This window comes from Herbaspirillum huttiense (assembly GCF_047300815.1).
GTDB lineage: Bacteria > Pseudomonadota > Gammaproteobacteria > Burkholderiales > Burkholderiaceae_D > Herbaspirillum > Herbaspirillum huttiense_A.
In genome coordinates this window covers 68,534-90,810 of record NZ_CP178608.1, presented here as the reverse complement: position 1 = coordinate 90,810, position 22,277 = coordinate 68,534, and the positions used below count along the sequence as shown (strand labels likewise).

General features: G+C 65.2%; 23 protein-coding genes. 16 read left to right on the top strand and 7 right to left on the bottom strand.

The window, feature by feature from the left end; all coding sequences use genetic code 11:
* Positions 1-122 precede the first annotated feature (122 nt).
* Genes ACLRDN_RS00435 through ACLRDN_RS00410 form a run of 6 tightly spaced genes read left to right on the top strand, consistent with a single transcriptional unit; the run spans position 123 to position 5,962 of the window.
* Positions 123-737 (top strand): CDP-alcohol phosphatidyltransferase family protein, encoded by a 615-nt coding sequence (locus ACLRDN_RS00435; protein ID WP_413458542.1) that lies wholly within the window; start codon positions 123-125, stop codon positions 735-737.
* Positions 734-2,485, top strand: coding sequence for a bifunctional alpha/beta hydrolase/class I SAM-dependent methyltransferase (locus ACLRDN_RS00430; protein ID WP_413458541.1), 1,752 nt, complete (start codon positions 734-736; stop codon positions 2,483-2,485). The genes ACLRDN_RS00435 and ACLRDN_RS00430 overlap by 4 nt, the downstream gene beginning before the upstream one ends.
* Positions 2,482-3,840 (top strand): phosphatase PAP2/dual specificity phosphatase family protein, encoded by a 1,359-nt coding sequence (locus ACLRDN_RS00425; protein WP_413458540.1) that lies wholly within the window; start codon positions 2,482-2,484, stop codon positions 3,838-3,840. The genes ACLRDN_RS00430 and ACLRDN_RS00425 overlap by 4 nt, the downstream gene beginning before the upstream one ends.
* On the top strand, positions 3,833-4,363 hold the full coding sequence (locus tag ACLRDN_RS00420; RefSeq protein WP_413458539.1) for a hypothetical protein: 531 nt from the start codon (positions 3,833-3,835) through the stop codon (positions 4,361-4,363). Before ACLRDN_RS00425 ends, ACLRDN_RS00420 begins: the two co-directional genes overlap by 8 nt.
* A 20-nt stretch (positions 4,364-4,383) precedes the next feature.
* Positions 4,384-5,004: a lysophospholipid acyltransferase family protein gene (locus ACLRDN_RS00415; RefSeq protein ID WP_413458538.1), complete on the top strand. Its 621-nt coding sequence runs from the start codon at positions 4,384-4,386 to the stop codon at positions 5,002-5,004.
* Between the two features lie 16 nt (positions 5,005-5,020).
* Positions 5,021-5,962 (top strand): phosphatidate cytidylyltransferase, encoded by a 942-nt coding sequence (locus ACLRDN_RS00410; protein ID WP_088757186.1) that lies wholly within the window; start codon positions 5,021-5,023, stop codon positions 5,960-5,962.
* Between the two features lie 30 nt (positions 5,963-5,992).
* On the opposite strand, the gene ACLRDN_RS00405 is transcribed toward ACLRDN_RS00410, so the two are convergent.
* Positions 5,993-7,999, bottom strand: a complete 2,007-nt coding sequence (locus tag ACLRDN_RS00405) for an OPT family oligopeptide transporter (protein WP_413458537.1) — start codon at positions 7,997-7,999, stop codon at positions 5,993-5,995.
* A gap of 140 nt (positions 8,000-8,139) precedes the next feature.
* Here ACLRDN_RS00405 and ACLRDN_RS00400 point away from each other — a divergent pair, with 140 nt between their 5' ends.
* From ACLRDN_RS00400 to ACLRDN_RS00375, 6 genes are all read left to right on the top strand, one after another.
* Positions 8,140-8,667: a hypothetical protein gene (locus tag ACLRDN_RS00400; RefSeq protein WP_413458536.1), complete on the top strand. Its 528-nt coding sequence runs from the start codon at positions 8,140-8,142 to the stop codon at positions 8,665-8,667.
* A gap of 171 nt (positions 8,668-8,838) precedes the next feature.
* Positions 8,839-9,183, top strand: a complete 345-nt coding sequence (locus tag ACLRDN_RS00395; protein ID WP_413458535.1) for a DUF1840 domain-containing protein — start codon at positions 8,839-8,841, stop codon at positions 9,181-9,183.
* A 275-nt stretch (positions 9,184-9,458) separates the two neighbouring features.
* Positions 9,459-10,778 (top strand): 16S rRNA (cytosine(967)-C(5))-methyltransferase RsmB, encoded by a 1,320-nt coding sequence (rsmB, locus tag ACLRDN_RS00390; protein WP_413458534.1) that lies wholly within the window; start codon positions 9,459-9,461, stop codon positions 10,776-10,778.
* A complete protein-coding gene (locus ACLRDN_RS00385) occupies positions 10,775-11,401 on the top strand; it encodes a DUF4390 domain-containing protein (RefSeq protein ID WP_413458533.1) in 627 nt (208 codons plus the stop codon). Before rsmB ends, ACLRDN_RS00385 begins: the two co-directional genes overlap by 4 nt.
* Positions 11,398-13,674 (top strand): ATP-binding protein, encoded by a 2,277-nt coding sequence (locus tag ACLRDN_RS00380; protein WP_413458532.1) that lies wholly within the window; start codon positions 11,398-11,400, stop codon positions 13,672-13,674. The genes ACLRDN_RS00385 and ACLRDN_RS00380 overlap by 4 nt, the downstream gene beginning before the upstream one ends.
* 167 nt (positions 13,675-13,841) lie before the next feature.
* Positions 13,842-14,591, top strand: coding sequence for a response regulator (locus ACLRDN_RS00375; protein ID WP_288067766.1), 750 nt, complete (start codon positions 13,842-13,844; stop codon positions 14,589-14,591).
* 66 nt (positions 14,592-14,657) lie between these two features.
* Here ACLRDN_RS00375 and ACLRDN_RS00370 read toward each other — a convergent pair whose 3' ends face one another.
* Positions 14,658-14,843, bottom strand: a complete 186-nt coding sequence (locus tag ACLRDN_RS00370) for a hypothetical protein (protein ID WP_413458531.1) — start codon at positions 14,841-14,843, stop codon at positions 14,658-14,660.
* A gap of 233 nt (positions 14,844-15,076) precedes the next feature.
* On the opposite strand from ACLRDN_RS00370, the gene ACLRDN_RS00365 reads away from it, so the two are divergent.
* From ACLRDN_RS00365 to ACLRDN_RS00355, 3 genes are all read left to right on the top strand, one after another.
* Positions 15,077-15,334 (top strand): DUF3567 domain-containing protein, encoded by a 258-nt coding sequence (locus ACLRDN_RS00365; protein WP_034332163.1) that lies wholly within the window; start codon positions 15,077-15,079, stop codon positions 15,332-15,334.
* Positions 15,335-15,469: 135 nt separating this feature from the next.
* A complete protein-coding gene (trmB, locus tag ACLRDN_RS00360; protein ID WP_413458530.1) occupies positions 15,470-16,165 on the top strand; it encodes a tRNA (guanine(46)-N(7))-methyltransferase TrmB in 696 nt (231 codons plus the stop codon).
* A complete protein-coding gene (locus ACLRDN_RS00355) occupies positions 16,162-17,007 on the top strand; it encodes a DMT family transporter (protein ID WP_413458529.1) in 846 nt (281 codons plus the stop codon). The genes trmB and ACLRDN_RS00355 overlap by 4 nt, the downstream gene beginning before the upstream one ends.
* 49 nt (positions 17,008-17,056) lie before the next feature.
* Here the strand turns inward: ACLRDN_RS00355 and ACLRDN_RS00350 are convergent, their stop codons facing one another.
* The 5 genes from ACLRDN_RS00350 to ACLRDN_RS00330 all read right to left on the bottom strand — a co-directional run bounded on the left by ACLRDN_RS00350 (position 17,057) and on the right by ACLRDN_RS00330 (position 21,618).
* Positions 17,057-17,779 (bottom strand): amino acid ABC transporter ATP-binding protein, encoded by a 723-nt coding sequence (locus ACLRDN_RS00350; protein ID WP_413460449.1) that lies wholly within the window; start codon positions 17,777-17,779, stop codon positions 17,057-17,059.
* Between the two features lie 5 nt (positions 17,780-17,784).
* Positions 17,785-18,537: an amino acid ABC transporter permease gene (locus ACLRDN_RS00345; RefSeq protein ID WP_034332175.1), complete on the bottom strand. Its 753-nt coding sequence runs from the start codon at positions 18,535-18,537 to the stop codon at positions 17,785-17,787.
* Between the two features lie 140 nt (positions 18,538-18,677).
* A complete protein-coding gene (locus ACLRDN_RS00340; RefSeq protein WP_413458528.1) occupies positions 18,678-19,457 on the bottom strand; it encodes a basic amino acid ABC transporter substrate-binding protein in 780 nt (259 codons plus the stop codon).
* A gap of 212 nt (positions 19,458-19,669) precedes the next feature.
* A complete protein-coding gene (gene rocF, locus ACLRDN_RS00335; RefSeq protein WP_413458527.1) occupies positions 19,670-20,578 on the bottom strand; it encodes an arginase in 909 nt (302 codons plus the stop codon).
* Positions 20,575-21,618: an ornithine cyclodeaminase gene (locus ACLRDN_RS00330; RefSeq protein ID WP_413458526.1), complete on the bottom strand. Its 1,044-nt coding sequence runs from the start codon at positions 21,616-21,618 to the stop codon at positions 20,575-20,577. The genes rocF and ACLRDN_RS00330 overlap by 4 nt, the downstream gene beginning before the upstream one ends.
* Before the next feature lie 139 nt (positions 21,619-21,757).
* On the opposite strand from ACLRDN_RS00330, the gene ACLRDN_RS00325 reads away from it, so the two are divergent.
* Positions 21,758-22,225, top strand: coding sequence for an Lrp/AsnC family transcriptional regulator (locus tag ACLRDN_RS00325; protein WP_083859554.1), 468 nt, complete (start codon positions 21,758-21,760; stop codon positions 22,223-22,225).
* The last annotated feature ends 52 nt before the right edge of the window (positions 22,226-22,277 follow it).

Sequence of the window (22,277 nt, the reverse complement as noted above, 5' to 3'; positions counted from 1 at the left end):
AGACGCCAATGCGTTGCCTAAGGTGAGCTTCGCCCGACACAACAAATAACAAATCAGAATCGACAACAAGGACGATCCTCCATGCCCTCTCCCCTTCCCGACCACCGTGCGGCAGGTGCCGCGTGATCAGCATCTATCAACTCAAACCCCGCTTCCAGGCGCTCTTGCGGCCCATGGTGCGCGCCCTGGCCCGGGCCGGCGTGACAGCCAATGCGGTGACCGTGCTGGCCATGCTGGTCTCGCTGGCACTGGGCGTGCTGTTGTTCGTGGCCGGGCCGCAGCGGCCGGCGCTGTTCCTGCTGCTGCCGCTGTGGATGTTCCTGCGCATGGCCTTCAATGCCGTCGATGGCATGCTGGCGCGGGAATTCGGCCAGCAGTCAGCACTGGGGGCCTATCTCAACGAGCTCACCGACGTCATCTCCGATGCGGCGCTGTACCTGCCCTTTGCGCTGGTGGCCCCGTTCGGCTGGGCCAGCGTGGGCGGGGTGATCTTCCTGTCGGCAGTGTCTGAGATGACAGGAGCGCTTGGCCCCATGGTCGGTGCGCCGCGCCAGTACGACGGCCCCATGGGCAAGAGCGACCGCGCTTTCCTGTTCGGCGCGCTGGGCCTGTGGCTGGGACTGGCCGGCAGCCTCCCCGCCTGGATCTTCTGGGCCCTGCCGCTGGCTATCGCCGCCATCCTCCTCAATATCGTCAACCGCATCCGCAGCGGCCTGCGCGCCGCCTCCCACCCATGACACGATCCTGCCAGGAACACCAGTTCACCACCCACGATGGCCAATCCCTGTTCTATCGCCGCTGGCCGGCCACCGGCGCGCAGCGGCGCGGCGCAGTCGTCATGTTCCATCGCGGCCACGAACACGGCGGGCGGATGGCGCACCTGGTCGATGAACTGGGCCTCTCCGATTTCGATTTCTATGCCTGGGATGCGCGCGGCCATGGCCGCTCGCCCGGCCCGCGCGGCTATTCCCCCAGCTTTGCGCACTCGGTGCGGGACGTGCAAACCTTCATCCACCACCTGCGCGACCAGTGGCAGGTGGCCGAGGAAGACATGGCCGTGCTGGCCCAGAGCGTGGGCGCGGTGCTGGTCTCGACCTGGGCGCATGACTACGCGCCCCGCGTGCGCTGCCTGGTACTGGCCTCGCCCGCCTTCAAGGTGAAGCTTTATGTTCCCTTCGCCCGCCCGGGACTGGCCCTGCAGCAGAAGCTGCGTGGCAATTTCTTCGTCAACAGCTACGTCAAGGCGAAGTACCTGACCCACGACCGGCAGCGCCAGGCCTCCTACGACAGCGATCCGCTGATCAGCCGCCCGATCTCCGTGAACATCCTGCTGGCGCTGTATGAAGCGGCCGAACGCGTGGTCGCCGATGCCCAGGCCATCACCATTCCCACGCAATTGCTCATTTCAGGCGCGGACTGGGTGGTGCACCATGGCCCCCAGCACGATTTCTTCGCACGTCTGGGCACACCAGTGAAGGAAAAGCACGTCCTCCCCGGCTTCTATCACGACACCTTCGGCGAGAAGGACCGCAAGATTGCCACTGACCTGGCGCGTGAATTCATCCTGCGCCAATTCTCCCAACCCTGGGCCCGTCCGGACCTGCGCCAGTCGCACCGTCAAGGCCCGACCTTCGAGGAGTCGCGCCAGCTGTCCGCAGCGCTGCCCGCCCTCAGCCCAAAGGGGCTGTACTGGGCTGGTTACCGCGCCAACATGAAGCTGGGCGGCCTGCTCTCCAAGGGTGTGGCGCTGGGGCATCGCACCGGTTTTGATTCGGGCAGCACGCTCGATTACGTCTACCGCAATACCCCCGAAGGCGTCGGTCCGCTGGGCCGCGCCATCGATCGCCAGTATCTGGAGGCGATCGGCTGGAAGGGCATCCGCCAGCGCAAGTTGCATGTAGAAGAATTGCTGCGTACGGCCCTGGCGCGCCTGCAGGCGCAAGGACAGCCACTGCACGTGCTCGACATCGCCGCCGGCCACGGCCGCTACGTGCTGGAAGCGCTGGGCCAGGGGCCGCGTCCCCAATCCATCCTGCTGCGCGACTACAGCGAACTGAACGTGCAGCAAGGGACGGCGCTCATTGCCGACAAGGGCCTGGCCGACATCGCCCGCTTCGTGCAGGGCGACGCCTTCGACCGCGCCAGCCTGGCCGCCGTCACGCCGCGCCCGACAGTGGGCATCGTCTCCGGCCTCTACGAACTGTTCCCGGACAATGACGCCGTGGCCACCTCCCTGACCGGAATGGCCGACGCCATCGCGCCGGGCGGCTATCTGGTCTACACCGGCCAGCCCTGGCATCCGCAACTGGAACTGATCGCCCGCGCCCTGACCAGCCATCGCGGCGGCCAGGCCTGGGTCATGCGCCGCCGCACGCAAGCCGAGATGGACCAGTTGGTGGCCGAGGCGGGGTTCGAAAAGATCGAGCAGCGCATCGACCAGTGGGGCATCTTTACCGTCTCGCTGGCCCGGCGCAAGGCTGCATGAGCCAGGCCGACCGCCTGCTGCCCGCGGCAGCACCGGCCACGCCGCTGCCCTGGAAGCGCGGGGTGGCATGGCTGCTGTTGCTGGGGCCGCTGTTCTTCCTCAGCTATGGCTTGGCCAACCATACGGCGGCCGCGCGCGCCAGCGTGCCCAGCTTCTTCTATGGCTGGGAGCGTCATGTTCCCTTCCTGCCCTGGACCATCCTGCCCTATTGGTCCATCGACCTGCTCTACGGATTTTCCTTCCTGTGCTGCCGCACCCCGCGCGAGACCGATCGCCATGCGCTGCGGCTGCTGACGACGCAGCTGATCGCGGTGGCCTGCTTCCTGGCCTTCCCGCTGCGCTTTGCCTTCGTGCGGCCGGCCACCGATGGACTGTTTGGCGCGCTCTTCGCGTCACTGGCGGCCTTCGACCTGCCCTTCAACCAGGCCCCCTCGCTGCATATCGCGCTGCTGGTGCTGATCTGGGTCCAGTTCGCCCGGCTGCGCACCCACTGGTTCTGGCAGCTGGTCATCCACGGCTGGGCGCTGCTGATCGGCCTGTCCGTGCTGACGACCTGGCAGCATCACTTCATCGACCTCCCGACCGGTGCCATGCTGGGCTTGTTCTGCCTCTGGCTGTGGCCGGATGAGGGGGGTACGCCGCTTCGCCGCAGCGGCCAGCGCAGTGGGCGCCGCAGGCGTCTGGCGCTGGCCTACGCGCTGGGGGCCTTGCTGGCACTGGCGCTGGCAGTGGCCGTGCGCGCCCTCGCCGCCCCGCTGGGCTGGCTGGCCCTGTCGCTGGCCATCGTTGCATGGAACTACACCCATGCCGGTGCCGCCGGTTTCCAGAAGCAGGACGGCCGCCGCTCGCTGGCCGCCGCCTGGTTGCTGGCCCCCCATGCATTGGGGGCGTGGATCAATGCCCGACTGTGGACGCGCCGCCGTCCGCAGCCTGATGCCATCACCGGGGATGTGTGGCTGGGCCGCTTGCCCAGCGCTGCCGAGCTGCGCGCCAGCCCGTTCGCCGCCCTGTGCGACCTCTGCGCCGAATTGCCCGCCCCGCGCGGCCCATGGGCTTATGCCGGCCATGCCTGGCTGGATCTGGTCGCGCCCGACCCCGATCAATTGCTGGCAGCCGCCCGCAGTATCGAATCGCTGCGCGGCCATGGGCCGGTGCTGGTGGCCTGTGCGCTGGGCTATTCGCGCAGCGCTGCTGCAGTGGCGACCTGGCTGTGCCTGAGCGGACGCTGTCCCGACATGGACTCTGCTCTTGCGCGATTGGCCGAACGCCGCCCAACGGTAGTCATCAACGCGGCGCTGCGGGAACGCCTGCGGGAGGTCGAGCAGCACTTGCTGAAGGGAGAACGCCATGCCTGACCTGCGCCAAGGATCCGGTAGCGATGCCGCCAACGACGCCGCTCATCAAGGCCTCCCGCCTGAAAACTCGCCCGCTGTGCAGCAGGCAGCCCACCAGGCCGACATTGCCTTGGCGATCCTGGCCGTGAGCCGTCCGCTGGACAACACCAGCCGCTTGCTCAGCATCAGCGCGCTGGTCCTGCTGGTCTGGCATCCGGGCGGCCCTGCCGTCTGGGCTGCGCTCGCGCTGTCCATCGTCTTCGGAATCGCTGAATGCGGTTTCGCCCTGCGCTGCGCCTTCGATATCCCCATCTTCACCTCATGGGCGCGCCGCTGGCACCAGGGACATCCACCGCAGGACGACCTGGCCGCCTTTGACCTGGCCCTCGCAGACAGCGGCCTGGGCCCCAAGGCCAGTGCGGTGCCGCGCCCGCTGGCCCAACGCATCGCCGGGGTACGCCGACTGGTGAAGAATCAGGTCCGATGCCTGGCCTTGCAGGGTGCGGCCTGGGTCGCCACCCTGGCGTTGCTGTTCCTTTCCTGATCCTTGAAAACTGAATTTGTATGCTGATCGACCGCCTCTTCGCCTCCGCCATCTGCACCTTCGCCCGCGTGCTCACGGGCGTGCGCGCCCGCTGGTTTGCCGCGCCCGATCCCGGCAAGCTGCGCGTCTACTATCCCAACCACCGCAGCCACGGTGATTTCGTGCTGGTCTGGAGCATGCTGCCGCGCGCCATGCGCAAGCGCACCCGGCCGGTGGCCGGATCGGACTACTGGCTCAGGAGTGCCGTGCGGCGCTATGTGATCAATCGGGTGTTCCGGGGTGTGCTGGTGGACCGCCAGGCTGGCCGTAGCGCCGATCCCATCGGCGTGATGGGGCAGGTGCTGGCGGGTGGTGAATCGCTGATCCTGTTCCCGGAAGGCACGCGCAACCTGGACGAGGGCCTGCTGCCCTTCAAGAGCGGCCTGTATCACCTGGCCTGCGCGCATCCCGAAGTGGAACTGGTGCCGGTATGGATCGAAAACCTCGGCCGGGCCATGCCCAAGGGCCATCTGGTGCCGCTGCCGCTGCTCTGCACCCTCAGCTTCGGCGAGCCCCTGATGCTGCGCCCCGACGAAAGCAAGGAACAGTTCCTGGCCCGCACCCGCCAGGCCCTGCTCGCCCTGGCCCCCGTGGCCGAATGATCCGCGACGAACGACCATGACTCCCCAAGATACCCTCTTCGCCCTGTTTGGCGGCGTGTTCGCCGTCCTCGCCCTGGCCAGCTCGGTCGGTGGCCTGCTGCGCTGGCGCCTGGCCGGACGCAGCAGCAGCGTCATCGACAATCTCAATGCCCGCATCAAGGCCTGGTGGTGGATGATCGGCGCGCTGGCCATTGCGTTCTGGATCGGCAAGACCGGCGTGGTGGTGCTGTTTGCCTTCATTTCGCTGCAGGCGCTGCGTGAATTCATTTCCGTCACCTACACGCGCGTGGGCGACCATCGCGCGCTGCTGTGGTGCTTCTTCGTGTTCCTGCCGCTGCAGTACGTGCTCATCGGGATGGACTGGTATGGGCTGTTCTCCATCCTGATCCCGGTCTACGCCTTCCTGCTGCTGCCGATCTCGGCCTCGCTTTCCACGGATACCAAGCACTTCCTGGAGCGTGCAGCCAAGGTGCAGTGGGGGCTGATGATCTGCGTCTACTGCATCTCGCACGTGCCGGCCCTGCTGACGCTGCCCATCGCGGGATTCGAAGGCCGCAACCTGCAGTTGATCGTGTTCCTGGTGCTGACGGTGCAATCCAGCGACGTGTTCCAGTACGTGTGGGGCAAACTGTTCGGCAAGCGCAAGCTGGCCCCGCAGATTTCCCCTTCCAAGACGCTGGAAGGCCTGGTCGGGGGCGTGCTGACCTCTACCGCTGTCGGTGCTGCGCTGTACTGGATCACGCCCTTCAATGTCTGGCAGGCGGCGCTGGTGGCGCTGACCATCAACATCCTGGGCTTCTTCGGGGGATTCGTGCTGTCGGCGATCAAGCGTGACCGCGGACTCAAGGACTGGGGTGCCATGATCGAAGGCCATGGCGGCATGCTGGACCGGGTCGATTCGATCAGTTTCTCGGCACCGATTTTCTTTCATATCCTGCGCTACTGGTGGGTGCACTGAAGCACCACCAGCAGCGCATTCCCGCTGGTCTTAGCGCGCCGGCAGGATGCGGCGCGCAAACGCGATCAGCACCAGCACCAGCGCAACCAGGCCCAGCCACTGCCCGGTCGATTCAAACGCCCCCGACACCACGGCCAGCGGCGCATCCTTGCCGGTAAAGCCGATGATGGCGGCCAGCAGCACGCCGACCAGACTCTCGCCCACGATCAGGCCGGAGGCTACCAGGATGCCGCGCTGGCGCGGCTTGTCGGCATAGGCTTCCGGGTCCGCACCGGCAGCCAGCGCCCGGCGGCGCAGGGCGCGTTCGATCAGCCAGCCCAGCACCGCGCCCAGGAACAGGGCGCTGCTGACCATCGGCGGCAGGTAGATGCCAATGCCCACCGCCAGCACCGGCAAGCGCGCCACGCCGCCACGGCGGGCCAGCAGCCAGTCGATGACGATCAGCACGATGCCCAGTGCCACGCCCACGCCCAGCATGGTCCAGTTCAGCTCGCGGGTGAAGATGCCGGTGGCAATGGCCGTCATGAGCGTGGCCTGCGGGGCCGCCAGAGCCTGGGCCGCATCCATGCCCGCGCGCGGCAGGGCACCGGTGAAGCCATAGGCGTTGTAAAGCAGGTTCAGCACCGGCGGGATGATGAGCGCGCCCACCACGCAACCGACCAGCAGCGCCACCTGCTGGCGCCAGGGAGTGGCACCGACCAGCTGGCCGGTCTTCAAGTCTTGCAGGTTGTCATTGGCAATGGCCGCCACCGCAATGATGGCCGCCGTGACGAACAGCGCCACCGCGATGGCCAGCTTGCTGCCTTCGGGCGTGGCCAGCAGCGGATCGACCGCGCCCGAGACCAGCAGCAGCACCGACACCAGGATCACGGCCACGATGCCGATGCCCGAGATCGGGCTGGAGGAGGAACCGATCAGTCCGGCCATGTAGCCGCAAGCCGCCGCCACCAGGAAACCGAACACGAAGGCGAACACCACCGCATAGACGATCAGCCCGATGAACAGCGCCGGCGACACCGGTGCGTCCGACAGGAAGGAGGCGAACACCACCGCCAGCAGCGCAATCATGGCCAGGCTGATGGCGATGATCCAGCGCGGGGACATATCCTGGTCGGTACGCTCGGTGCTGCCCTGCTGACGGCGCGAGAGCGTCGACAGCGAGGCCTTGACGCCTTCCAGCATGGGCTTGAAGAGCGTGGCCAGGGTCCACACTGCGGCCACGCCGATCATGCCGGCACCGATGAAGCGCACCTGGCTCTTCCACAATCCATTGGCAAAGTCCGACAGGGCGACATCGGCCGCATGCGGGGTCACGGCGGTGAGATAAGGCACGGCCACGCCCCAGGCGATCACCAGGCCGATCAGGATGGCGATGCCGGAGACGATGCCGATCATGTAGCCCGCACCCACCAGCGCCAGCGAGAAGCCCATGGTCAGGCGGACCACCGAAGCACCGGCGGCAAACCAGAGGCTGATGCTTTCGGCAAACAGCTTCAGTCCGCTGGCGATCACGCTGAACGCTGCTGCCAGCGTGCCGCCGAAGAGGATGTCACGCAGGCCGCGCCGGGTTTCCTCGCCGCCATCGGCGTCGGCGCTGCCTACGCGCAGGATTTCCGCCGCCGCCACGCCTTCCGGATAGGGCAGCGCGCTTTGCACCACCATCACCCGGCGCAGCGGGATGGAGAACATCACCCCCAGCATGCCGCCGGCGGCGCAGATGCCCAGCGTCTGCAGGAAGGGGAAGCCCTGCCAGTGGCCCATCATCACCAGGCCGGGCAGGATGAAGATGATGGAGGAGAGCGTGCCGGCGGCCGAGGCCTGGGTCTGCACCATATTGTTTTCCAGGATGTTGGCATTGGAAAACAGGCGCAAGACCGCCATCGAGATCACCGCAGCAGGGATCGCCGAGGAAAATGTCAGGCCGACCTTCAACCCGAGATACACGTTGGAGGCGGTGAAGACCACGGTGATGAGCGCGCCCAGCAGCATTCCGCGCAAGGTCAGTTCCGGCAGGCCGGTTTGGGTGTCTTGATTCATATCGGGAGAGGGTTCCGTTTCGATGCGTTCTTATACCGCAAGAATTGCCGTACGGCCATCGGACAATCGCGCTATTTGCTTCACCTGTGCCGCAAACCAGCTTTGATATGATGCCCGTCTCCCCGTTCCGGACCTTTCTCATGCCCCGCCTTCGTCCTGTCCTGCTGTTGCTGTCCGTAGCCTGCCTGTGCCTGGCGGCCTGCTCACCCCGCTACAACTGGCGCGAGGCCAGCGACAATGGTGCCCATTTCGTGGTCCTGCTGCCGGCCAAGCCGGCCAGCGTGACGCGCCCGGTGGACCTGGACGGCCCCAAGGTCGACATGAGCATGACGGCCGCCGAAGTCGATGGTCTCACCTTTGCCGTGGGTACGGCCGAGCTGCCCGACGCGGCCGCGGCCAACCGGGCATTGGAAGCAATGCGCACCGCCCTGCTCAACAATATCGGTGGCCAGGCGCAGGGCGCGCCGCTGTGGCCGGGCAAGACCACGGGCCTGGCGCGCACGCTGGACCTCGATGCGCGGGGCGTCTCCCGCGGCCGTCCCCTGCGGCTGGTGGCGCGGCTGGCGGTGCGGGAGCGGCGGGTCTACCAGGTTCTCATCGTGGGAGAGGAAAAGGCCTTCACCGAAGAAAATATTGAAACCTTTTTCAGCTCTTTCAAACCAACCTGAGCGGGACCGGGGCGGATGACAAGATTCCGGCTCCCGGAGTATTCTTGTCCTGCCCGTCACTCCAAACGGGTACTCCCGCAGAAATGCGGATGCAGTCTGCAGCGCATTTCCAGCGCTCCGCCCCCGGCGGGCGCCCCAAAAAACGTTTTCATTCAAAGACCCTGAGGAAATATGCTGATCACATTCAAATCAAAAGCGGCTGCCGATGTGGTGATGTACGAGTCGCACGCCAAACCCATCCTGGACCTGCTGCACAAGGACCCCGCCCGTGGCGTGATCACCGCCGCCGAGGCCGGTGACGCCATCGCGGTGCTGGAACAGCAGATCAACGCCAGCAAGTCGCATGAAGCGGCCGAAGCACTGGCGCGTGACGTCAACGCCCACCACAACGCCGACGTCGACGACCACAACCACGAAAAGATCGAACCGGTCAGCTTCTCGGCGCGCGCCTATCCGCTGCTGGACATGCTGCGCGAAGCCCAGAAGGGCAATCACGACATCCTCTGGGGCGTCTGATCCCTTCCGGGGGGCAGGCGGAGAAGCGCCGCACAAGCAGCTCCCGGCCTGATACGCCCGCACAACGGCTGCCGCGATCATCCACCGCGGCAGCCGTTTTTGCGTGCCCCCATCGCGTTGCAGAAGACCGCCCCTGCAGGCCGGCGCCGGCGCAATTGCAACTGGAAGGTGTGGGCAGCATTGGCCGCTGGTACACTGGCGGCCCGCGCCCATTGCACCGACCATTGCCTTTTTGCAACAAGGGCGCAGCCTTATCTTCCTGAGCCTGCAACGACGTGATCCAGATTTCTCTCCTTCCCCCCGCCGCCAAGGCCGATTCTCTGGCCTATCAGCTGGCCTATGCCGCCCAGGCGGTGGCTGCCGTGCGCGCCGGCCACGCCCTGCCGCAGGCACTGGCGCAGATCTTCACGCGCAGCGACGCGCCGCCGCCGGCGCGCGGCGCCATCCAGGACCTGAGCTACCGCGCCATGCGCCAGCTGGGCCTGACCGACAGCCTGCTCAGCCTGCTGGCCAACAAGCCGCCGCAGCCAGAGGTGTTGCACGGCCTGCTGGTGACGGCCCTGGCGCTGCTGGTCAATGAAGAAGAGGCGGGCTATGACAGTTTCACCGTGGTCGACCAGGCCGTGCAGGCCGCGGCCATCAGCCAGGAAATGAGTTTCGCCAAGGGTGTGGTCAATGCCATCCTGCGCCGCTTCCTGCGTGAACGCGCGGCGCTCATGCCACAGGCCACCAAGACCCCGCCCGGTACCTGGAATTACCCGACCTGGTGGATCGACCGCCTCAAGGGCGCCTATCCAGAGCAGTGGCAAGCCATCCTGCACGCCGGCAACCAGCCGCCGCCGCTGACGCTGCGCGTGAACCGCCGGCGCGCCAGCGTCGAGCAATACCTGTCCACCCTGCAGCAGGCCGGCATGGGCGCGCGCGCCGTCGGCCCGTATGCCGTGCGGCTGGACAAGCCTGTCCCGGTGCAGCAAATCCCCGGCTTTGCCGAGGGCGTGGTCTCGGTGCAGGATGCTGCCGCCCAGCTCGCCGCGCCGCTGCTGGATGTGGCCGATGGCATGCGGGTGCTGGACGCCTGCGCTGCCCCCGGCGGCAAGACCGGGCACCTGCTGGAACTGGCCGAGCTCGACCTGCAGGCCCTGGACCACGATCCGCGCCGCCTGCAGCGCATCGCCGAGAACCTCGATCGCCTGCAGCTCAAGGCCCGGCTCACGGCCGGTGACGCGCGTGAAGACGGCTGGTGGGATGGCCAGGGCTTCGACCGCATCCTGGCCGACGTGCCCTGTACGGCCTCCGGCATCGTGCGGCGCCATCCGGATATCCGCTGGCTGCGCCGCAAGACCGACACCGCGCAGCTTGCAACACTTTCCGCGCAAATTTTGGACAAGCTTTGGCAGATGCTGCGACCCGATGGTAAATTGCTGCTCGTAACCTGCTCGCTGTGGCCCCAGGAATCGGAGCAGCAAGCGATTGCCTTCGCGCAGAAAAACAATGCCATCCGGCTGCCCGCTCCAGGCCAACTGCTGCCCACCGCCGGTGCCGATGCCGATCACGATGGCCTGTTCTATGCGCTGTTCCAAAAACCTGGTGCATGAATTTGACGCAATCGGTCCCCTCCCCCGCCTCGATGCCGGCGCTCTTGCGCAACGGCCGGCCACCGCTGCTGCGTGCGGTGCTGCAATGGCTGCTGGCGCTGCTGCTGGCTTGTTCCGCGCTGGCCGTGCAGGCCGCCGAAATCACCGTCAACCAGGCCGCCATCGAAGCCAGCGACGAAGGCTACCGGCTCTCGGTGTCCTATGACTTCGATTTGAATCGTGGCCTGGAAGACGCGCTCTCGCGTGGCGTGCCGCTCTACTTCACTACCGATATCCAGCTCACGCGCCGGCGCTGGTACTGGTTCGACGAGACCAGCCTGTCGGCCACGCGCACGCTGCGCCTGTCCTACAACGTGCTGACCCGGCAGTACCACACCGCCATCAGCGGCCAGCTGCAGCAGAGCTTCACCAACCTGGACGACGCCCTGACCCTGATCCGCCGCCCGCCGCGCTGGATCATCGCCGACAACAACGCGCTCAAGAGCGGCGAGACCTATCACGTCGGCCTGCGCATGCGGCTGGACGTGGCGCAGCTGCCCAAGCCCTTCCAGGTCAATGCGCTCAACAACAGTGACTGGCGGCTGTCTTCCGACTGGATCGAATTCAACTTCAAACCCGAATGAGCCGCACCTTACGCTATCTGCTGGTGGTCGGCGGGGGCGTCATCAGCGTCCTGCTGTTCCTGCTGGCCTCGGCCTCCGAAAACTCCGCCCTCTTCGAGCAGCACTATCCGTGGCTGCTGTTCTTGAACGGCCTGGCCGCGATCTCGCTGCTGGGGCTGGTGCTGCTGCTGCTGGGCCGTCTCTACAAGCGCTACCGGCGCGGCAAGTTCGGCTCCAAGCTGCTGGCGCGGCTGGTGCTGATGTTTGCCCTGGTGGGCATCGTGCCGGGGGCAGTGATCTATTTGATGTCGGTGCAGTTCGTGTCGCGCTCCATCGAATCCTGGTTCGACGTGCGCATGGAAGCGGCGCTCGAATCGGGCCTGAACCTGGGCCGCAATGCGCTGGACTCCTCGCTCTCGGACCTGGTCTCGCGGGCGCGTGGCATGGCCCAGGAGCTCTCCGACATGAGCGACTCCGAGCAGGTGACCTACCTCTCGCGCCAGCGCGACCAGAACATGGAAATCACCATCGTCAACGGCAATGGCCAGGTGATGAGTACGGTAGGCGGCTCCATCGGTTCGCTCACGCCCATCCTGCCGAGCAGCCAGGCAATGCGCCAGGCGCGGGTCTCGCGCGCCTTCTCGGCGGTGGAAAGCGATGACAGCCGCCCGCCCGGCGGCTCCGACACCGACGGCAACCTGCGGCTGCACGTGGTGGTGCTGGTGCCGGCGCCCAGCCGCGGGATGTCCCTGCAGAACGAAACGCGCTACCTGCAAATCCTGCAGCCGGTCCCGGACTACCTCGCCACCAATGCAGAAACCCTGCGCCTGGCCTACAACGAGTACCAGCAGCGCTCGGTCTCGCGCTCGGGACTGCGCAAGATCTACCTGGTCACGCTCACGCTCACATTGCTGCTGGCCATCTTCGCCGCCATCGCCAGCGCCTTCCTGATCGCCAGCGACCTGGCCAAGCCGCTGCTGCTGCTGGCCGAAGGCACCAAGGCAGTGGCAGAGGGCAATCTTTCGCCCCGGCCCATCGTCAGTACCTCCGACGAGCTGGGCACGCTCACGCAATCCTTCAACACCATGACGCGCCAGCTGCTGGAGGCGCGCACCTCGGTGGAAAGGAACCGCGCCGAGCTGGAAAACGCCAAGGCTTACCTGGAATCGGTGCTGGCCAACATGTCGGCCGGGGTGATGGTGCTGGACGGTCAATTCAACATCGTCAGCGCCAACGATTCGGTACGCCGCATCCTGGGTTACGACTTCTCGGCCAACATCGGCACGCCCCTGCAGACCATCGAAAGCCAGGCCCCCTTTGCCCAGGCCATCATCCGCGCCTTCTCCGAACAGCTGGCCCAGCACAGCAGCGAGGGCGCCGACGGCCTGCACTGGCAACGCCAGTTCGAACTCTCGCGCCAGCCCGGGGCCGTGCTCGATGCCAGCGATGAACAAGGCGGCAAGCCCGACCATGACAAGCTGACCCTGCTGGCGCGCGGCTCGCACCTGCCGGTGGAAAACGGCGTGGGCTACGTGGTGGTGTTCGATGACATCAGCAACGTCATCTCGGCCCAGCGCTCGATTGCCTGGGGCGAAGTGGCCCGCCGCCTGGCCCATGAGATCAAGAATCCGCTGACCCCCATCCAGCTCTCGGCCGAACGCCTGCAGCATCGCCTGGCCGACAAGCTCATGCCGGCCGATGCGGCCATCCTGGACAAGGGCACCACCACCATCGTCAACCAGGTCACGGCCATGAAGCGCATGGTCGACGACTTCCGCGACTACGCCAAGACCCCGCCGGCCAAGCCGGTGGCGCTCGATCTCAATGCGCTCATCGAGGAAATCCTCAACCTCTACCTGGCCGGCGATGGCCGCGACGTGATCCACGCACGCCTGGCCCCGGCAATGAGCAAGGTCATGGGCGACGCCACCCAGATGCGCCAGGTCATCCACAACCTGCTGCAAAATGCCCAGGATGCCGTCACCGATGAGGGGCAAAGTGCGCCGCGCATCGACGTGCTGACCGAGCAGATCGACATCGCCGGCGCCGATGGCCAGCGCCGGCCGGCCGTGCGTCTGTCGATCATGGATAACGGTCCCGGCTTCTCGCCCACCATCCTGGCGCGCGCCTTCGAACCCTACGTCACTTCCAAGGCCCGGGGAACCGGACTGGGGCTGGCGATGGTCAAGAAAATCGTCGAGGAACATGGCGGGCGCATCGATATCCAGAATCGGACCGATGGCAGAGGCGCAAAAATTGTAATTTTGCTGGTAAAGTTAGCACCTATTGATTAAGAGACAGTTTTCTCAGGAAACCGTCCCCAGGGTCAAGATTCGACAGCAAGGCGCCGGGAAGGCCCCGGCAGTTCATCAAGGCACGCTCGCTAACGCCGCGTCGAGCGCGCCGGCCCGGAACAAGATCGAAAACTTGGACAATGAACTAGCAGCGAGGAAAGCAGCACATGGCTAACATCCTGGTCGTCGATGACGAAATGGGTATCCGCGAATTGCTCTCAGAAATTCTGGGCGATGAGGGGCATGTCGTGACCACTGCGGAAAACGCGCAGCAGGCACGCGAGCTTCGCCAGGCCGGTGTCCCCGACCTCGTGCTGCTCGACATCTGGATGCCCGATACCGACGGCGTCACGCTCCTGAAGGAATGGCAGCGCGATGGCCTGTTGACCATGCCGGTCATCATGATGTCCGGCCACGCCACCATCGACACCGCCGTCGAAGCCACTCGTATCGGCGCACTGAATTTCCTGGAAAAGCCGATCGCGCTGCAAAAGCTGCTCAAGGCCGTGCAGCAGGGCCTGTCGCACAGCCGCGAAGCAGTGCGCCCGGCCAGCTATCGCCCGGCCCCGGTGGCCGCCGTAGCCAATGGCGCATCCGATAGCCTGCACACCCCCGAACACGTCGCCCCGGTGGCCGCCTACGCCCCGGCCATGGGCAGCGAACCGCTGCATCACGGCACGCCAGCCGCCGCACCCTTCGGACAGGTGGCCGACAATGCCGCCAACATCTCCTTCGACCTGCCGCTGCGCGAAGCCCGTGACGCCTTCGAGCGCGCCTATTTCGAATACCACCTGGTGCGCGAAAACGGCAGCATGACGCGGGTGGCCGAACGTACCGGCCTGGAACGCACCCACCTCTACCGCAAGCTCAAGCAGCTCGGGGTGGAACCGGGCAAGCTGGCGCGCAAGAATCACTGAGCCGCACCGGCATGAACACCAGGACAACGGGATCGCAGCGCGGTCCCGTTTCTTTTGGTAGTCTGATCATGTTTTGGGGGCAGTCCGCCACAGGGGTGTGGTGGCGTCAGAAATTTCCTGATGTTCTTTTGCGTCCGACAGCGGCATGCTGAAGGCGTGATGAGGCTTGCCAGGCCGCAACCCGGCCTGCTGCAAGGCGATGAACTTCCGGGCGGGCTTGTCATCTATCTTCAGCAGGTGACGGTGCATCATGAAGAAACATGCAAGATTTCGTGCATGCGGAAAGGCAACACGGCAGCCATCAAAGTTTTTCGGACAAACTGCCGTCAACAGACTCAGGCGCGCAAGCGACGCGGCGTTGCCCGAGGGAGCTGTATCGAAGCAGCAGAGATGCACACGAGGCGCGGCCCAGGTGAAGGGTCTTGAAATTTACGGTGAAGGCGCCACTTCCTTTTCGAAGCAGTATTCCAGCATAAGGAGTCACTATGAACCTGATCTACAACAGTGAGCAGTACAGCGTCGTCGAATTCGGTGCCGATTCCGACCACGAAGCCCTGCGCTTCGGCGGCTACGAGATCATGGACAAGTCCGGCCAGCGTGAAATCTACATCGATGGCCCGGCGGCCGAACTGTTCCGCAAGGATGTCCAGGAACTGATCGCCTCCGAACCCACCATGGACGATATCGACAACTTCCTGAGCCGTTATGACGTGATGATGCGTCATCCGATGACCTTGCACTGATCGGGTCAAGCACTCCCGCTTTACAGGCAGTGACGCCGCGCCCACCGCGCGGCGTTTTCTTTTGGTCAGCTTGCCATCAACGGCGGGGGCGCGGCGTCCATTAAAATGGCGTTTTGCCGCCTTGACCGCCTTGTCGTGAATTCATCCCCCATCAGCAGCGCCCAGACCGGCGTGCATGAGCAACTGGCCACCCTGGTGGCGCGCCATGCCGACCCGGCCCACCCATTCCGCAAACCCGTCACCGACTACAACCAGCGCGCCTTCGATGCCAGCATGGCGGCCTGGCGCGCCGCGGGCGAGCCGCCGCTAATCCTCGATACCGGCTGTGGCGTGGGCTTGTCGACGCTGCACCTGGCGGCGCAATACCCGGATCATTTCGTCATCGGCATCGACCAGTCGGCCGACCGGCTGGCGCGCAATACGCATTGGGACGGCCCGGAACCCGGGAACCTCTGCTTCGTGCGCGCCGACCTGGTCGATTACTGGCGGCTGGCGCAGCAAGCCGGGCTGCGGCCGGCGCGGCATTACCTGCTCTACCCCAATCCCTGGCCCAAGATCGGCCACCTGGCCCGGCGCTGGCAAGGCCATCCGGTGTTTCCCTTCATCGTGGCGCTGGGCGGGCAGCTGGAATGCCGCAGCAACTGGCAGGTCTATGTCGAAGAGTTCACTTCGGCCCTGAACCAGCTCACTGCGGGCAGTTTCCAGGCCCAAGCCTGGCAGCCCGCTGAGCCCATCACGCCCTTCGAGCGCAAGTACCTGGCCTCGGGCCACACGCTGTGGCGCGTCGTGGCCGATCTGGATGCGCAGGCACTGACGGGCGGCCGCACATGACGCTCCCGGTCATCGCCCTGGTCCTGGCCGCCGCACTGCTGCACGCTTCCTGGAACGCCCTGCTCAAAAGCAGCCAGGATCGCCTGGCCTCGCTCTCGCTCATGACCCTGGGCGCGGGGCTGGGCGCGATCCCGCTGGTGCTGTGGCGGCCGTGGCCGCAGGCGGAGAGCTGGTTCTACATCCTGCTCTCGGGCCTGCTGCACACAGGCTACAACCTGTTCCTGATCCGCGCCTACCGCATCGGCGACTTCGGCCAGTCCTATCCGATTGCGCGCGGCTCCTCACCCTTGCTGGTGGCGCTGGGGGCGGCGGTCTTTGCGGACGAGCAGCTGGGCATCTATACGGTGATCGGCATCGCCCTGGTCTCGCTGGGCATCGTCAGCCTGGCCAACCTGCGCGCCATGCGCCAGCGCGAGCACCTGTCCGCCCCGCTGGCGGCGCTGGCGACCGGAGCCTTCATCGCGGCCTACACCATCACCGATGGCATCGGTGCGCGGCTGGCGGGCGACGCCATCGCCTATGCGGGCTGGCTGTTCGTGGCCGACAGCATTCCGCTGGCCCTGCTCTACCAGTACAAGCATGGACGCTCGCCGGTGGTGCTCTCGCACAAGGACACCTGGATCGGATTGGCGGGCGGCGTGATGTCGCTGCTGGCCTATGGCATCGTGATCTGGGCCGTGACGCTCGCCCCCATGGGCATGGTCTCGGCGCTGCGCGAGACCTCGGTGCTGTTTGCACTGCTGATCGGCACGCTCATCCTGGGCGAGAAGCTGACCCTGCGGCGCGTGCTGTCCTGTGCCGTGATTGCGGCGGGAGCCATCGTGCTGGGCGCGCATCACTGAGCCTGCAATGAAAAACGCCGGGATTCGTCCCGGCGTTTTTGCTTGTCGCTTACAGCACCTTGCGCAGGAAATCGCGCGTGCGCTCATGGACCGGTTCGCCCAGCACCTGCTGCGGCGGACCTTCTTCCATGATGACGCCCTGGTCGATGAAGAAGACCCGGTCCGCCACTTCACGCGCAAAGCCCATCTCGTGCGTGACCACCACCATGGTCATGCCTTCTTCGGCCAGCTGCTTCATGACGGTCAGCACTTCGCCCACCAGTTCCGGGTCCAGCGCGGAGGTCGGTTCATCGAACAGCATCACCTTCGGTTCCATCGCCAGCGCGCGGGCAATGGCCACGCGCTGCTGCTGGCCGCCGGAGAGCTGGTTGGGGAAGGCATCGATCTTCTCCAGCAGGCCCACCTTCTGCAGCAGCTTCTCGGCCACCAGGACCGCGTCGCGGCGCGACAGCTTCCTCACCTGCATGGGTGCCATGATCAGGTTTTCCAGCACCGTCATGTGCGGGAACAGGTTGAAGCGCTGGAACACCATGCCCAGCTCCGCACGCAAGGCATTGAGGTTGACCTTGGGGTCATTGAGCTTGACGCCTTCGATGAAGATGTCGCCATCGCTGACTTCTTCCAGCCCGTTGAGGCAGCGCAGGAAGGTGCTCTTGCCCGAGCCCGAGGGCCCGATCACGCACACCACTTCACGCGCGCGGATTTCGCAATCGATGCCGCGCAGGATGTGCGCCTGGCCGAATCGCTTCTGCAGTTGATTGACCTTGATCATCGTGCTCATCGTGCATCTCCCTTGCCGTAACGTGCTTCCAGATGGCGTACCAGCGCCGCCAGCGCCAGCGTGATGACCCAGTAGATCACCGAGATGGTGAGGTACGGCTCCCAGTAGCGCGCGTAAGCGCCCGACACGGTACGCGCCGCATAGGCCAGTTCAGCCAGGCCGATGGCCGAGGCCAGCGAGGAATCCTTGACGATGGCAATGGCGTTGTTGCCCAGCGGCGGCAGCATGCGGCGGAATGCCTGCGGCAGCACCACGCGGCGCAGCGTGCCCAGGTAGCTCATGCCCAGCGAGCGCGAGGCTTCGCTCTGGCCACGGTCGATGGACTGGATGCCGGCGCGGAAAATTTCCGACACATACGCACCCGAGTTGAGGGTGATGGCCAGCACCGCCGAAGCGAAGGCCCCGTAGTGCGAGCGGATCTCGCGCGCCAGGTCACCCGAGAGGATCAGGCCGCCGCTGGGGTTGATCAGCATCGGCATGAGCGCAAAGTGGATCAGCAGGATCTGCACGAACAAGGGTGTGCCGCGCAGGAAGCTGACATAGAAGCGAATCGGCCACTGCACGCAGTAGCACAGGAAATATTTCCAGAAACCATGGCGTGCCTCGGCCAGGCGGCCCACGCCCAGCACCAGGCCCCAGCAGGTGCCGGCGATCACGCAGATGATCGCGGCCTTCAAGGTCATCCAGGTGCCTTCGACGAACAGCGGCGCGTATTCGCCGATGATTTCCCATTGGAAGAAGGAATGCATGATGAATCCGTTCAAACGGAGAGGTTAAGAAAAGCAGGGAACGCGGAAAACGCGGAACAAGCAGGACAGGCAGCGCCCCGCACCCCGGCGGAGCGGCGCTCAGGCAGGCGCCCGGCCACCAGGGGCCGGGGCCGGAAGGATTACTTCAGCGGCAGGGTCGGCACTTCGCCGTCGAACCAGGTCTTGTAGATCTTGGCGTAGGTGCCATCGGCGACGATCTGCTTCAGGCCGGCGTTGATCTTGTCCAGCAGTTCCTTGTTGCCCTTCTTGACGGCGATGCCGAAGTACTGGCGCACGAACTTGGTGTCGCCGACGACCTTGAATTTCTTCTCCGGATGGCTCTTGATGTAGAACTTGATCACGCCCACGTCGCCCACGGCCGCATCAACGCCGCCGCGATACAGTTCTTCCAGCATCAGCACGGTGTTGTCGAAGCGGTGGATGGCGGTGCTGGCCTTGCCCAGCTCTTCGGAGACCACGATGTCACCGGCGGTGGAGTTGACCACGGCCACTTGCGTCTTCTTCAGGTCGGCCAGCGAGGCGATCTTGGCATCGGCGTTGGTGATGATGACTTGTTCGGCCGGGAAGTAGGGCAGCGAGAAGTCGACCATCTGGGCGCGCTTGTCGGTGATGGTGATGCCGGAGATGATGATGTCGCGGTCACCTTGGCCGAGGGTGGCGAAGATGCCTTCCCAGGGCGTGCTCACCAGCTGGATCTTGAAGTTGGACGCTTGCGAGATGGCCTTGATCAGGTCGATGTCGAAGCCGACCAGTTCCTTCTTCGGGGTTTCGAATTCGAAGGGGCGGTAGGTACCGCCGGCGCCGACCACGTAGGTCTGGTCAGCTGCGAAGGTGCTGCCGACAGCACAGGACAGGGCCAGCGCGCTGGCGGCGCCGATGAACAATTTCTTGAAGGGCATGATGACTTCTTTCTGACGGAGGAGTAATCCGGGAGAGCAAGGTGCGTGCGCACCCCGCTGTCGCCCCCGGCGTGCGAGTGCTTCCCGGCACGCGGGAATACGAGGTCAATACCCTGTTCCCGCGCGCCGGACGCTACAAAACCCTGAATGATCGGGCATTGCCCGCAATCCTTCAACCTCCAATTGCATACAATGAGAGGCGTCGGCCAAACTCAGCGAATCAGTGTGGATTTCCCGAACAAACTTTCGACCAGGTCCACCACCACCTCCGCCGTCTGGTTGCGCACGTCGCAGGCCGGATTGAGTTCCATCACATCCAGTGAAGCAAGACGGCCGGTATCGGCAATCATCTCCATGCACAGCTGGGCTTCGCGATAGGTCGGCCCGCCCAGTACCGCCGTGCCCACGCCCGGTGCCAGTGCGGCATCGAGGAAATCCACATCGAAACTCACGTGCAGATGGGTATCCGGGCCCATGCCCGCCAGCGCCTCCTGCATGGTGGCGCGCATGCCGTATTCATCGATGTGGCGCATGTCGAAGACACGCACGCCCAGTTCGCGCAGGTGGCGCTTTTCTTCACGGTCCACGCTGCGGATGCCGATCTGGCAGATCTGCTGCGGCTGCATGGCCGGCGTCTGGCCCCCCAGGCGGGTCAGCGCCTCGGGCCCGACGCCCAGCAGACAGGCCACCGGCATGCCGTGGATATTGCCGGTCGGGGTGGATTGACTAGTGTTGGCATCGGCATGGGCATCCAGCCACAGCACGCGCAAGTCCCGGCCATGGGTGCGGCAGTGCCGCGCCACGGCGGCAATCGACCCGACCGCCAGCGCGTGGTCGCCCCCCATGAGCAGCGGCACCTCACCCTCGGCCAGGCTGCCCGATACGGCATCGAAGACGGCCTGGTTCCACTGCACCACCTGTTCCAGATGGCGCAATCCCTGCACCGGCGGCTGCTGCGGATTGGCCGGACCGCCCAGGTCGCCGCCATCGGTCACTTCCAGTCCATGCTGCTGCAGGCTGCGCTGCAGCTCGGCCACGCGCAGGGCGGCCGGTCCCATGGAGGCACCACGGCGGCTGGCGCCCACATCGGTGGGGGCGCCCATCATCCTGATCTTGTTCATGCGTTTGCCTGCTCCTTGTAGGGAAGAACCGGGATGGCCAAGCCAACCAGGTCCTTGGGGTTGTCCAGTGCGGGGACCAGATCGATCTGCTGCGCATGATGCGCATCGATATGGTCATCCAGGTATCGCAGCGCCGAGAAATCTTCCAGCGCGAAACCGACCGAATCGAAGACCGTCACCTCATGGGCATCGCGGCGGCCCAGCGAGATGTCGGCCAGCACTTGCCACAATTCGGTCACGGCAAAGTCCGGCGGCATCTGCTGCACTTCCCCTTCGATACGTGATTGCGGTGCGAATTCCACCACCACGCGCGCTTTCTCCAGCACGCCGCGATGCAGTTCGGTCTTGCCGGGGCAATCGCCGCCGACCGCATTGAGGTGCATGCCCGCTTCGATCATGTCCGGATGCACGATCACGGCCCGGCGCTTGTCGGCCGTCACGGTGGTGACGATGTCGGCTCCCGCCACCGCTTCGGCCGTGCTGCGCGCACGAATCAGCCGCAGCGCTGGCCAACCCCGGAGGTTGCGCACCAGCTTGTCGGTGGCGGCCGGGTCGACGTCAAAGAGGCGCAATTCCGTGATGCCCAGTTGGGTATGGAAGGCGATGGCCTGGAAGTCCGCCTGGGCGCCATTGCCGATGAGCGCCATGCTGCGGCTGTTCGGGCGCGCCAGGTGATGCGCCGCCAGTACCGAGGTCGCCGCCGTGCGCAAGGCCGTGGTCAGTGTCAGTTCCGACAGTAGGCGCGGATAGCCGCTGGCCACCTCGGCCAGCACGCCAAAGGCGGTCACCGTCAGCAAGCCCTGCGCCGTATTGGCGGGATGGCCGTTGACGTACTTGAAGGCATACCAGCGTCCATCCGAAATGGGCATCAGCTCGATCACCCCGCGCACCGAGTGGCTGGCCACGCGCGCGCTCTTGTCGAATTGCGGCCAGCGCAGGAAGTCCTCGCGCAGATACTGCACCATGCCACTGATCACCTCCGGCAAGGGATGCATGGCCAGATGGGCTTGCAGGTCCGACGTTCCGATGTACTTGACCATGATGCATCAGCCCCTTGTGCAAGGGCTGCCTCGGCAGTGACGATGGATGAAATCTTATCCACAACGATGCGAAACAGGCTTTCGTTTTTCGTCATGATTTGCCATGATGACGAAATATTATTTCGTGGCAATGAATCTCATGGACAAGATCGACATCAAGATCCTGGAACTGCTGCAAGCCGACGGCCAGATCAGCAACGTCGACCTGGCCGAGCGCATCCACCTCTCGCCGCCGCAGTGCATGCGGCGCGTGCGTGCGCTGGAGGAGCAAGGCGTGATCCGCCGCTATGCTGCCCTGGTGGCACCGGCCGAGGTCGGACTCAATGTCACGGCCTTCGTCTCGCTGTCGCTGGACCGGGCGCAATTCAAGCAGGTGCGCGCGGTGGAAAAGGTGATCAAGGCCTTTCCTGAAATCGTCGAGTGCTACACCATATCGGGCGACTTCGATTACCTGCTCAAGGTGGTCTCGCAGGATCTCAAGAGCCTGTCGCACTTCCTCACCGACCGTCTGATGCAGGTCCCCGGCGTGGCCGGACTGCGTTCCATGATCTGCCTGGAAGAGGTCAAGCCGACCTCACCGCTGCCCATCACCCTGCCCCCGCGATAAGTCCGGGCACTCCACAAAAAAACAGGGCCGCCCCGAAGGACGGCCCTGCCTT

Excerpts from the sequence above, each read along its gene's own strand:
- ACLRDN_RS00430 (WP_413458541.1), top strand. The coding sequence starts at position 734 with ATGACACGATCCTGCCAGGAACACCAGTTCACCACCCACGATGGCCAA.
- ACLRDN_RS00425 (WP_413458540.1), top strand. The coding sequence starts at position 2,482 with ATGAGCCAGGCCGACCGCCTGCTGCCCGCGGCAGCACCGGCCACGCCG.
- ACLRDN_RS00420 (WP_413458539.1), top strand. The coding sequence starts at position 3,833 with ATGCCTGACCTGCGCCAAGGATCCGGTAGCGATGCCGCCAACGACGCC.
- ACLRDN_RS00415 (WP_413458538.1), top strand. The coding sequence starts at position 4,384 with ATGCTGATCGACCGCCTCTTCGCCTCCGCCATCTGCACCTTCGCCCGC.
- ACLRDN_RS00410 (WP_088757186.1), top strand. The coding sequence starts at position 5,021 with ATGACTCCCCAAGATACCCTCTTCGCCCTGTTTGGCGGCGTGTTCGCC.
- ACLRDN_RS00405 (WP_413458537.1), bottom strand. The coding sequence starts at position 7,999 with ATGAATCAAGACACCCAAACCGGCCTGCCGGAACTGACCTTGCGCGGA.
- ACLRDN_RS00400 (WP_413458536.1), top strand. The coding sequence starts at position 8,140 with ATGCCCCGCCTTCGTCCTGTCCTGCTGTTGCTGTCCGTAGCCTGCCTG.
- ACLRDN_RS00395 (WP_413458535.1), top strand. The coding sequence starts at position 8,839 with ATGCTGATCACATTCAAATCAAAAGCGGCTGCCGATGTGGTGATGTAC.
- ACLRDN_RS00385 (WP_413458533.1), top strand. The coding sequence starts at position 10,775 with ATGAATTTGACGCAATCGGTCCCCTCCCCCGCCTCGATGCCGGCGCTC.
- ACLRDN_RS00380 (WP_413458532.1), top strand. The coding sequence starts at position 11,398 with ATGAGCCGCACCTTACGCTATCTGCTGGTGGTCGGCGGGGGCGTCATC.
- ACLRDN_RS00375 (WP_288067766.1), top strand. The coding sequence starts at position 13,842 with ATGGCTAACATCCTGGTCGTCGATGACGAAATGGGTATCCGCGAATTG.
- ACLRDN_RS00370 (WP_413458531.1), bottom strand. The coding sequence starts at position 14,843 with ATGATGCACCGTCACCTGCTGAAGATAGATGACAAGCCCGCCCGGAAG.
- ACLRDN_RS00365 (WP_034332163.1), top strand. The coding sequence starts at position 15,077 with ATGAACCTGATCTACAACAGTGAGCAGTACAGCGTCGTCGAATTCGGT.
- ACLRDN_RS00355 (WP_413458529.1), top strand. The coding sequence starts at position 16,162 with ATGACGCTCCCGGTCATCGCCCTGGTCCTGGCCGCCGCACTGCTGCAC.
- ACLRDN_RS00350 (WP_413460449.1), bottom strand. The coding sequence starts at position 17,779 with ATGATCAAGGTCAATCAACTGCAGAAGCGATTCGGCCAGGCGCACATC.
- ACLRDN_RS00345 (WP_034332175.1), bottom strand. The coding sequence starts at position 18,537 with ATGCATTCCTTCTTCCAATGGGAAATCATCGGCGAATACGCGCCGCTG.
- ACLRDN_RS00340 (WP_413458528.1), bottom strand. The coding sequence starts at position 19,457 with ATGCCCTTCAAGAAATTGTTCATCGGCGCCGCCAGCGCGCTGGCCCTG.
- rocF (WP_413458527.1), bottom strand. The coding sequence starts at position 20,578 with ATGAACAAGATCAGGATGATGGGCGCCCCCACCGATGTGGGCGCCAGC.
- ACLRDN_RS00330 (WP_413458526.1), bottom strand. The coding sequence starts at position 21,618 with ATGGTCAAGTACATCGGAACGTCGGACCTGCAAGCCCATCTGGCCATG.
- ACLRDN_RS00325 (WP_083859554.1), top strand. The coding sequence starts at position 21,758 with ATGGACAAGATCGACATCAAGATCCTGGAACTGCTGCAAGCCGACGGC.